Origin of the sequence: Sphingobacterium sp. UBA5996 (assembly GCF_002429765.1) — a bacterium.
In the GTDB taxonomy this organism is placed as follows: Bacteria; Bacteroidota; Bacteroidia; order Sphingobacteriales; family Sphingobacteriaceae; genus Sphingobacterium.
Map to the genome: position 1 here is coordinate 60123 of NZ_DJAS01000015.1, position 10729 is coordinate 70851.

General features: G+C 41.9%; 9 protein-coding genes. 1 reads left to right on the forward strand and 8 read right to left on the reverse strand.

Translation table 11 applies throughout. From position 1 onward, the window contains the following. Position 1: 1 nt before the first annotated feature. The 3 genes from B3E00_RS12110 to B3E00_RS12120 form a co-directional block, all read right to left on the reverse strand. Entirely contained in the window at positions 2-2071 is a 2070-nt protein-coding gene (locus B3E00_RS12110; RefSeq protein ID WP_293938549.1) for a TonB-dependent receptor, read from the reverse strand. A gap of 15 nt (positions 2072-2086) precedes the next feature. Continuing rightward, on the reverse strand, positions 2087-2878 hold the full coding sequence (locus tag B3E00_RS12115; protein WP_209578775.1) for a hypothetical protein: 792 nt from the start codon (positions 2876-2878) through the stop codon (positions 2087-2089). Positions 2879-2988: 110 nt separating this feature from the next. Next, positions 2989-4299: a BamA/TamA family outer membrane protein gene (locus tag B3E00_RS12120; RefSeq protein WP_293938552.1), complete on the reverse strand. Its 1311-nt coding sequence runs from the start codon at positions 4297-4299 to the stop codon at positions 2989-2991. Positions 4300-4493: 194 nt separating this feature from the next. On the opposite strand from B3E00_RS12120, the gene B3E00_RS12125 reads away from it, so the two are divergent. Next, complete coding sequence (locus B3E00_RS12125) at positions 4494-6371, forward strand: M1 family metallopeptidase (protein WP_209578774.1); 1878 nt, start codon at positions 4494-4496, stop codon at positions 6369-6371. 160 nt (positions 6372-6531) lie between these two features. Here the strand turns inward: B3E00_RS12125 and B3E00_RS12130 are convergent, their stop codons facing one another. From B3E00_RS12130 to B3E00_RS12150, 5 genes are all read right to left on the reverse strand, one after another. After that, positions 6532-7143, reverse strand: coding sequence for an alpha-ketoglutarate-dependent dioxygenase AlkB family protein (locus B3E00_RS12130; RefSeq protein ID WP_209578773.1), 612 nt, complete (start codon positions 7141-7143; stop codon positions 6532-6534). Between the two features lie 16 nt (positions 7144-7159). Continuing rightward, positions 7160-7996, reverse strand: a complete 837-nt coding sequence (locus tag B3E00_RS12135) for a methylated-DNA--[protein]-cysteine S-methyltransferase (protein ID WP_209578772.1) — start codon at positions 7994-7996, stop codon at positions 7160-7162. Between the two features lie 67 nt (positions 7997-8063). Then, positions 8064-8363: a SelT/SelW/SelH family protein gene (locus tag B3E00_RS12140; protein WP_209578771.1), complete on the reverse strand. Its 300-nt coding sequence runs from the start codon at positions 8361-8363 to the stop codon at positions 8064-8066. Positions 8364-8586: 223 nt separating this feature from the next. After that, positions 8587-9444, reverse strand: coding sequence for a 4,5-DOPA dioxygenase extradiol (ygiD, locus tag B3E00_RS12145; RefSeq protein WP_209578770.1), 858 nt, complete (start codon positions 9442-9444; stop codon positions 8587-8589). 115 nt (positions 9445-9559) lie between these two features. Continuing rightward, positions 9560-10393: a helix-turn-helix transcriptional regulator gene (locus tag B3E00_RS12150; RefSeq protein WP_209578769.1), complete on the reverse strand. Its 834-nt coding sequence runs from the start codon at positions 10391-10393 to the stop codon at positions 9560-9562. Positions 10394-10729: the final 336 nt, after the last annotated feature.

The window sequence follows — 10729 nt, forward strand, 5'->3', positions numbered from 1 at the left end:
ATTAAAAGTTAAAACTCATACCCCCATAATAATTACGCAAGGGGGCAGGATTAAAATAGCGGCCCCCAAAGGCATTGATATCGTTTCCAAGACTATATTTTTCATTCAGCAGATTGTCTGCACCTCCAAAAAGTCTGATTTGATACCAGGATCCGACAGATTTTGTCCAAGATAATTTGCCCTGCAAAAGATGATACCGTTTGGCATAAACAGAATTTGCATCATCCAATGGTATTGCTGCGGTTAGATTAGACAGAAGGTCGAATCGAAATTGATTCGGAAAAAGTATATTCAATGAATTCACCCATACTGTTTTCGGAACCGCAGGAAGCTTATTACCCTGATAATTTTTGTCGCCCACCTGATAGGTTCTAAAACTGTAATCATTGAAGGAAAAATTACTGGCGAACTGTAGGCTACGGACAACACCGGACACTTGTGGTGTGATCAAATAGAGCAGTATTGATGCTTCTAACCCCTTTTGGTCTATTTTACCCGCATTTTGGAAATATTCAGCACCATTTTCCCTGAGCTGTCTGATAATGGCGTTGTCCATTTGATACGTGTAGGCCGCAGCATCTAAAACAACCCGGCGATTCCACAAATGCAAGCGCAACCCCAATTCATGATTCGTACCGGTTTCAGGCTTGAGTAGCGTATTAATTGAATTATCCGATGAACGGACCTCCGCAACAGTTGGTGTAGAGAACCCTTTGGAGATTGACGCCCTCAGTGCAAACATGGGTGTAATTAAATAGGATAAAGCTGCTCTAGGCATCCAGGTACTCCCAAAATCAATGTTTGCTTTGTCTTCCTGTTCAACAGGAAAATATTGTCGGTAGCCAATTTTACTCTCATTTAATCCGAGCGAAAGCTCTAATTGAAGACGCTCGAGCCATTCCAGTTGGGTGCGGGCAAAAAATGATTGTTGGCTGTTATCCAACTTGTCCTTAGCCTGCGGGTTGGTGGCGACACCTTTTTCATTATCATAGTTGTCAACAGCATACCAGCCTTTTTGTGCTTCCAGGCCGAGCTGCAGCTCATATTTTAAATCCTTGCCCAATAGATCGGCATAAGATAAATATAAGCGCGTTCCCAGGTTTTTCTCGTCTCGTTTCTCGTAATTGGTGATGAACGGATTTTTGATCTGATTTGACGAACCAAATATACTGGCAAATAAGGTCATTTTAGAGCTGAGACGCGTTTGGTTGCTGAGTCCACCAAAGAACGTTTTATCGTAGATAGCCGCTTTTTGCTCAACAGACCCAGGATTTGGCCCGCCCTTCGGCCTAGCCTGCCTGCGGTCAGTTCCCATTTGTACGGCGGTGAGACCCCCAGGAGTCTGATAGCCAAGATCCGAATAAAACCCGGTGAATTTTAATTCGGAAGTTTTGGCGTACTGCCAATTGTAATTGAGCTGAATATTCTTTTTGTTTAAAGCCGAATTTTGTCTATATCCATCACTTCGGGTCCAGCTCTGATTGATGGCTAACTGCTGTGTCTGGCTAAAGGGTAATATGGTGTTAAGCTGTTCTTGAAAAAGACCATAAGAGCCGCCGGTCAGTTGCAGGTTGACTTCCGGTTTGGAAGATTGGTCAAATCCCTTACTGTATAAAGAGACTACACCACCCGAATTAGCACCGTAGATCGATCCATCGGGACCTTTTAAGATATTGATCTGGCCCAATGCATACGGATCGATCAAATTAAGATAGGTATTTCCACCAGCATCAGTAAGAGGAAAGTCGTCCAAGTAGATTTTGACATTACGAACACCAAAAGGTGAACGGATCATACTGCCGCGGAGTGCAAGTCGATAACTTCCAGGAGAGCGTTCTTCCATCCGTAATCCTGGTACCCTGTTCAATGCCGATACAAGGCTGGGAGATTGCTGGGATTGGATCATTTGGCGGCTCAGCACAGCGGCCGAGGAGGTCAGTCGTAGTAGCGGTTGTTTATTGAAGTAGGCTTTAACCTCTACCTGTTCAAGCCTATTCGTCGCTGTATCTACTTCCTGAGCATATAATTTTCCGCATAAACCAAGGGCGGCGAACATGTAATATCTTTTCATCGTTGTTAGATCGGCTTAGTCTGCAAATTCCTGACTGAAATAAATTTCAAAAATCTGCTTTTTCTTATTGTATTTTAGGCATTGAAAATTGGCATAAACAGCGCTTGTTGGTACACAAACACTATTGGCCATCGTGGCTTTTGTAAAATCTTTGTTGAGACAGCCCCGCCGCAAATCAAAATTTTTATTCGTAGAAACATCAGTTACCGCAAAGGAATTGTCGTCTATCAGGTAATTGGAGTTGTTTAATCGAATATACTCCTCTTGATAAATCAGTTCTGAAGCAACGAGATAATCGAGCGATGCCAAGCTGGATGAACAATCCAGGTTTTTAAGGGTATTGACAACTTTTAACTCCTTATAAAATGTACCGAATGATTTATTCTTGTGATTAAAAAGGACTATTTCGATACGATGACTGTCTTTGTTGTACAATATATAGCCAAAGTCACCGGGGCCATTATCGAAAATATTCCCTTTAGCGATTGCTAAAACAACCAAGTTAGGATGCCCAAGAAAATAATCCTTTTGATCCGCCTTTAGTGTCGCCGATAACTTCCGATGCAATTTATCAAATAAGCCGTCGTCGTTCATTTTTAATAACTGCTGCGTTTGTTCTTTTATTCTATCTGAAAAAAGTGGGCTATCGTAACTTGAAGTATCCAATGGAAGTGTTGGAGATACAGCAGGTGCTACTTGTTCTTTCTTTCCTTCATCGCTTTTTAGTGTTGTTGGCCTGTTTACCGGATAACACGAAACAAGACCCAATAATAATAGAATGTATAGAAAAAAGATTTTTAAATTCATGATGAAGTACCGTCAAAGTCTATTCAGTCACTCTTTGCGAAGGGAAAGAATAAAAACATCGGCTAATTTAGTTATTTTATGGTAAATGAGGATACCCCCTCATGGTCGGATTAGAAGGCTTCATTTAGCCCTAAAAAGAATCCTCGGGAGCCATATTTTCCAAAGGCATAATCTAGACATAGATTTGTGCGTGTTGCTTTATTAAACAGCACCCGCAATCCGGCACCGCCACCAGGCTGCCACCGTTCAAAAAGTTTGGTGCCCAGTTCATCGCTGGCTGTCTGTAGGTTAAAAAATGCAGCTCCGCTTAGAAAGCGATTCTTGAGAATTGGAAACCGGTATTCTGTTTCAGCATAACCGAAAGAAATTCCTTTGAAGTAACCAATGGTATAACCGCGGCCACTTCTAACAGCAACGTCCCTTCCTGTTCCAGGTAGGTCAAAGTAGGGAAGTGTGCCACCAAGTCTGTACGAACCCCAATACCAAAAAGCCAGGACATGGGCAGGGTCGGACGGAGATAAGCTAAAGTACTTTCTGAAGTCGGTAGTAAGCTGCACAGCACTTTTGCTACTGCCCAGCAGCGTTGTATTCCATCGCACACCTATATCGGAATAGATTCCTTTATAAGGCCTATTGGGGTTATCCCTTGTCATATATTGCATATTGAGCAGGAGTCCATTGGAATTGTAACTGTCGGGTTCGAAGCCGTGTTTTTCAGTATAGATTGTATTGGGTGTAACGTTGCCATTAGGACCGCTACTGTTTATTTTACGGCGTAGGTCAAAAGCCAGTCCTGCCCCGACAAAGAGATTGTCGGCAATGCGCTTATAGACTTTTTCGTTAAATGTAAATGCATTATATTTTGCCCCATACTTCTTATGCTCTGGGTTGGCAAGGATCTCCTCATCTGCATTGTTCCATTTGCCCTGGGGAGTCATACCCAATCCAGCGTCTAAAGCGACCATTTTAACAAGCGCAAAAGCACCCTGGAAATTTAACTTATTGTTCGGTGTAAACACATTGTGACTGATATAGAACACCATGATATTTTTTGTGGTGATTGAGGCCGATGTCGCGGCAATTGACATGGTCGTTGTTTTTGGATCTCCGAGTATCTTCCCGGCGACAGCCTTGACGCCAATCTGACCACCAATGGTCGGATTGTATGCAATATTGGGCATTAAGGTAATAGGCGAACGTTTGCTGGCATGGGCCTTCTTTCGTTTGGGATGGATAATTCTTCCGATTAGATCAGAAATATCATATTGACGCGCCAGAGCTGAGTCGCGCTGATCTTTATACTGCGCAATAGAATCTGTATTTGTATCGGTTTGAGCGCGAAGCAGTGTCGGGATTAAGATTAAAAGCATACCTAAAAAAGCGTGTCGGAGGAAGTCGTTATAACGTAAAAGTTGATGCATACCTTTGAATTTATCTTAAAAATAAACGTTAAAAAAAATAAAAAGTTTTCCAGCGGCTGAAAGCTGTCTTCTTTTTGCCATGTGAACGATGGTCAATAGCAACGGGGCAATAGGGATATTTTTGTTGTCAAGCTGGAATATTAAACTTGCAAATCACAACAAATTTATCTTAGTTTGATTATTTAAATTAGGATATGATAGGACGTACGATATTTAATTACGGATTGTCCCTGCTTTTATTGACAGGGGCGGCTCATGCCCAAGAGTTGTATACACCAAGAAATATTCAGCAAGCGATTGAAAAGGGAACCCGAACCACGACGGGTCTACCGGGAAAAAATTATTGGCAAAATTTTGGGAAATATGACGTGCGGGTAAAATTGGACCCGGACACAAAGATAGTAAGTGGAACAGAGACCATCTTGTACAGCAATAATAGTCCAGATACACTGAAAAGCATAGCGATTCGATTTGTCAATAATGTTCATAAACCCAATGCAGTGCGTGCGGCGTACGCTTCGGACGATTACCTGACTTCGGGGCTGGAGATTAAGTCGTTTAAATTGAATGGTCAAGTTTATGAAGTGAACAGCAAAGATTGGGGAACTGTAAAGTTAGCCGATTTTGGACAGAAAATCCTTCCGGGAACTACTGCAACATTGGATATCAGCTGGGAATATCCGCTTTCTATAGAGAGTGACCGGGAAGGGCTGCTGAATGCCTCTACCTTCTATTGCGCTTATTCCTATCCACGTGTGTCTGTATATGACGATTACAATGGCTGGGATCTCCTGGAACACAATGGGCGGCAGGAATTCTACAATGGGTTCAACGATTACCAATTTGAGATATCCGTTCCTAAGAACTTTGTCGTTTGGGCGACAGGTGAATTGACAAATGCTGCCGATGTACTACAAAAACCAGTTTTGGAACGTTTCGAAAAATCTAAACTCAGCGATACCCCGATACATATCGCGACAGATGCGGAAATGAAATCGGGGAAAGTGACAGCACAACAAGCGTGGAATACGTGGAAATTCAAAGCAACCTATGTCCCTGATTTTTGTTTCAGCGTGAGTGACAATTACATCTGGGATGGGGGAAGTGTAGATCTGGGGAGTAAACGCGTCAGTGTACAGTCCAGCTATGTTGCCGGCACGCCAGATTTTGAACATTATATTGGTTGGCAGCAATACTGTATCGACTGGTTTTCCAAAAACTGGCCCGGAGTCACCTATCCCTACCCAACGATGACGGCGGTTCAGGGATTTGCCGATATGGAATATCCGATGATGATCAACGATTCGAGCGTACCTGATAATCTTGTGGATGCACGACAAACGGCGGACCACGAAATTGCCCATACTTATTTCCCTTTTTACATGGGTATCAATGAGACGCGGTATGGTTATATGGACGAAGGCTGGGCTACGGCATTGGAATTCTGGATTGGGAACGCAGAGATAGGTGCCGAAAAAAACAAAGCGCTTTTTAAGGATGCCCGCGTAAAGCGCTATATTTTGGACCCCGCTACAGAAGAAGACCAACCCTTGATTACCATGACTTCTCAGTTAAGTGGTTTAGGCTACGGTAACAATGCCTATATTAAAGCGGCATTATCCTACATTGCACTACGGGATTATCTTGGGGATGAATTGTTTAAAAAGGCATTGCACCATTATATGGGGCTATGGCATGGAAAACATCCTACGCCTTGGGACTTCTTTTATAGCATTAATGCCGGAGCAGGACAGAATTTAAACTGGTATTGGAAAAATTGGTATTTCAGCAATCATTACATCGATCTTAAGGTAGATAGCTTTAAGCGACTGAGCAGCAAAAATACCCTCACCGTCTCCAATGTGGGCGGATTTGCAATTCCATTTGATGTAGTGATAACCTATACAGATGGATCTATAGAAACAAGACATCAAACACCAGCGGTTTGGCAGCCCAATGAAAAGCAGGTAACGATATCCTGGTCCTCTGCTAAACAAGCCAAGCATATTACATTGGATGGAGGTATTTTTATGGATTATACCCCTAAAGATAATAGTTTGGACAACTTATAGTAGTCCAGTCGCTCGTGTCAGCTTTTATGTTTCAAAAAGGTTGACGCGATTGATGCCTGATTCCCAATAGAAGAATCTAATTTTGTGCCCTATGTCCAATGTAACCAATAGGGGGGCGTGCTCACGTGTAACTGGTATGTACGATTATTAACGACGAGGGTTAGGGTTGATCGATGGTTCTAAATGTCAGATTAATCCGTGCGCCGAAAGCCTTTTTTGTAGGTGGAAGTCGATGCAGCCAATAGGTTTGCGTCAGATCTTTCATGACCAAAAGACTGCCATGTCCTAGAATGATATCTATTTTTTCCTTACTGGTCTTATGCTTAAAAGCAAATTTGCGTTCAGCACCAAAGCTTAGCGAAGCAATTGCCCCATTTTTTTTAAGATCTTTCTCCGCGTCACTGTGCCAGGCCATACCTTCGTCGCCATTATGATAAAGATTCAACAGACAGGAATTATATGTTTCCAGTGTCTGTTTTTCCGCTATTTTTTTCAGCTCAAGAAGTTCCTTTGTCCACGGAAGCGCCTTTTTGGTGGTATTAGAATAACTATATTCGAACGCATCATCCCCATACCAGGCCACTTTTCGTTTGGTGATTATTTCATTTCCAAAAATAACGGCCCGATCGTTTACCCATTCAATTGACTCCATGAGTCTATCAAAATAGCGGTTTGCCTCCAGCACAGATAATATTTTGCCATAATAATTGACAGTACCGTCGTAAGGGAGTAAATTTCTATTGCCATCGAAGAGATTGTCGAAAAGTTCCATATTAGTATCTTTTTTTCTAAACAGCTGTATGAAAGCTCTCCCATCCGATCATCGCTGTCTTTCGCATCGGATCCCATCGATAGCCACCAAACATACCGCTGTTTTGTATCACACGGTGGCAGGGGATAAGGTAAGCAATAGGATTACTTCCAATAGCAGTACCAACGGCGCGGGAGGCTTTTGGGTTACCTATTTGAGAAGCAATAGCACCATAAGTGCTCAAGTTACCCATCGGAATTTTTAACAAGGCTTCCCAAACTTTCAATTGAAAGTCAGTTCCTTTTAAATGTAATTTTACCTGGCGGATATCTTTATTTTGAGGGTTTAATGCCTTAAGGGCACTATCGTGCATGCCATTCCCCTGTTGAAAATAGGTTGCTTTGGGGAATCGTTGCTGGAGCGATACAAGGGCTTGAGTCTGATCATCTGCATAGGCAATATGGCAAACACCTTTTGGTGTGGACGCAATGAGCATGGTACCAAATAAGCTTTCATAATAATCGTACAATATAATAAGATTGGCGCCCTCATTTTTATATTCGGCCGGAGTCATTCCCTCGATATTGATAAATAGTTCATGAAGTCTGCTGCTGCTGGACAGACCAAGCTGGAATGTCGTTTCGGCAATAGTACTTTCCTTGAGCAATGATTTCGCATGATTTATACTTACATATTGCAAAAATTTTTTGGGGCTCGTTCCTGCCCAAGCGGTAAACATGCGTTGAAAATGAGCTTCACTCATATAAACATGTGAAGCAATCTGACCCAATGTAGGCTGTATCTTAAAGTTCTCCTGTAAGAAATGTATCGCCTTGGCGATACGTTGAAAATCCACTTCTTGTTGAATAGTCATGATTGTTCATTTAATTTATACAAAGTTGCTAAAAAGAAGAAGCCTACAAAATCCGATTTATGCTAAATTACAGGTGGGATGAAGTCGATTTGTCTGAATGACCCAAGGACTTGTCCGGTGCGACAATGTCTCGGATCAGTTGTTTGAGCTCTTTTATCTCGGGGAAACGAGCGGCTCTTTTTCGATCAAAGATCTCGTTGTCCGCCACGCGTACGGTATAACGTCCCGCAATTTCGCTGGGAACGAGCATTACCCCGTGGATATCTTCCGTAAACGAACTCAGCAACTCCTGCGCCATATAGGCGGCGCGAAGCATCCAATTGCATTTTGGACAATATTCAATTTCGATAACAGGTTTTGTTGCCATGCGTTAAGTTGAGGTACATTGTTTTGTTTCAAACAAATTTATTGATCCTACTGTTGGAATCAAAGCTATTTTTGTCATAGAAATTTCGAGATTGTCGTAATTCCAGCTTTTTAATATACCTACAGGCCATTCCATTATCCAGACAAAGCGCTCAACAGAATGGCTTGTAGGTATATGGAATAGCCTGTATTTGTTTGGTATTGTTACGCTGTCATTTGGTAGTTTAGCCAATTTTCAGTGACGTCATCGTTAGCGATCCTGCCACAGAATTGTCGTTGAAAAGAAAGAGTTCTTCATTTTTATCCTGTAAGCCCAACGTATAGATTAATGGCAGGTAATGTTCAGGCGTTGGAATTGCCAAGTCAAACTCTTTACCCTGTTTTCTAAAATCAATTAAAGCCTGGTGGTTGCCGTCCTGTATTAATTTTTTCATTTTTTCATTGGCTATTGTAGCCCACTCAAAGGCATAACCAGTTGTATTCAGCTTGTCCCAGGCCACCATCCGCAGATTGTGCACCATATTTCCGCTGCCGATAATCAGAACACCTTTTTTCCGTAGCTCGGTTAATTGCTGTGCAATCTCATAATGGTATGCAGCCGGCTTCGTATAATCGATGCTCATTTGAATAATGGGTACATCTGCATTGGGATAAAGATGTTTAACAACTGACCAAGATCCATGATCCAGTCCCCATTTATCGTCTAGGTGAATATCCGCTTTGCTGACAATACGCTGCGTTTCTGCAGCGAGTGCCGGACTTCCGGGGGCTGGATATTGCACATCAAATAAAGCTTGAGGAAAGCCGCCAAAATCATGTATGGTGGCCGGATGTTCCATCGCTGTGACAAATGTTCCACGTGTTTCCCAGTGTGCAGAGACCACGAGAATTGCCTTAGGCTTCTCGAAAGTCTGGCCTATTTTTTTGAATCCCTGCACAAATTCGTTGTCTTCAATGGCATTCATCGGACTTCCATGGCCTAGAAATAGAACCGGATATTTGTCCGTTGCTTCGAGTTCGCCAGAAAATTTATATAAAGAGCTCACATGGTGTGCTGCACCAACTAAAGGTAATGTTGCCATAATTTTAATAAAATCCTTTCTACGCATTTAATATATTGTAATAGCGTCAATTTTCTGTACAAAGGTAAAAGCTGGGGGTGAGGCAGGGGTATAATAATCTGGTCAAACTGTTGTACTATTCGGAAATAAGCTTCTGAATTTCATTTCTGAATTCAGAAGGCGTCATGCCAGCTTTCTTTTTGAAGACATTGGTAAAGTAAGCTTTTTCTTGATAGCCCAGTTCAAAGCCAATTTCCGAAATCGTTTTATTCGTTGTCAACAGTAGATTTTTTGCTTCAATCAGTTTCCTGGTTTCAATAATCTCAGAAACGCTTTGTTGTAAGATACTCTGACAAATTAAATTTAGGTTTCGGGCAGACATAAAAAGCTTCTCCGCATAAAAATTAACGCCTTCCGGTCGTCGATAATTCTCTTCTAAGATCGATAGAAAATTCTTGAAAGTTGTTCCCTGATTTTTTAATTGTTGCTGTGCATCTGGAAATTGCCTTTTCCGTTCAGATTCAATCATCGCAAAAATCGTACTCAACAGCTGCTTAATGACACCATAATCGATAGCCGTCTGCAGCGTTTCCTGCTGCATGAGCTGACACAAGATCGTTAACCTGTCGAAGCAGTAGGGGCTAGCGAAGCTCAATGTTGCGTTTTCATGAAAATGAGCGTAGAGTTGGAAGGTAGTTTCGGGAATAAATTCGCTCTTGAAACGAATCACCCAAAATTCAATACGATTATTATTTAAAAGAGGTTTTACGCGGTGGTTTTTGCCCTGCGTAACAAAACTTATAAAAGGGGCAGTATACGTTTTCGTTTTAAAGTCAATAAAATGTTCGAGCCTTCCCGCTACGCCAATAATGAGTTCCTCGAAATCATGCTGGTGTATTTCGTTTTTGGATTGCTGAATACGTTGTGCCTCATCGGCGTCGATTTTATAGATTTTGAAAAGTTCGTTCAAAATGAGTAAGAAGATTAATCATCACTATACGAATATACGGTTTCGCTGGCATATTTTTTACTTTCGTACGTGCAGTCGAGTCGCTTGCGATGACCAATTATTCAAACTTCGATTATATGGCATAGTCGCTTCTTTTTCTGTTTCGGATAATGTCCTTTCGGTTTTGCTTTCATCGCTAGGCCATTGCGCTCCAAGTACGGTTGATTTGCGTTACTACCCTCTTATCCCTTAATCTAGTTTTTGTTTACCTATAGCTTAGCCTTAAGTTAGGTTTAGTATAGCTTATACCTATACTAAACCTAAACTAACCCTAACTAAACCCTAACTAAACCCTAA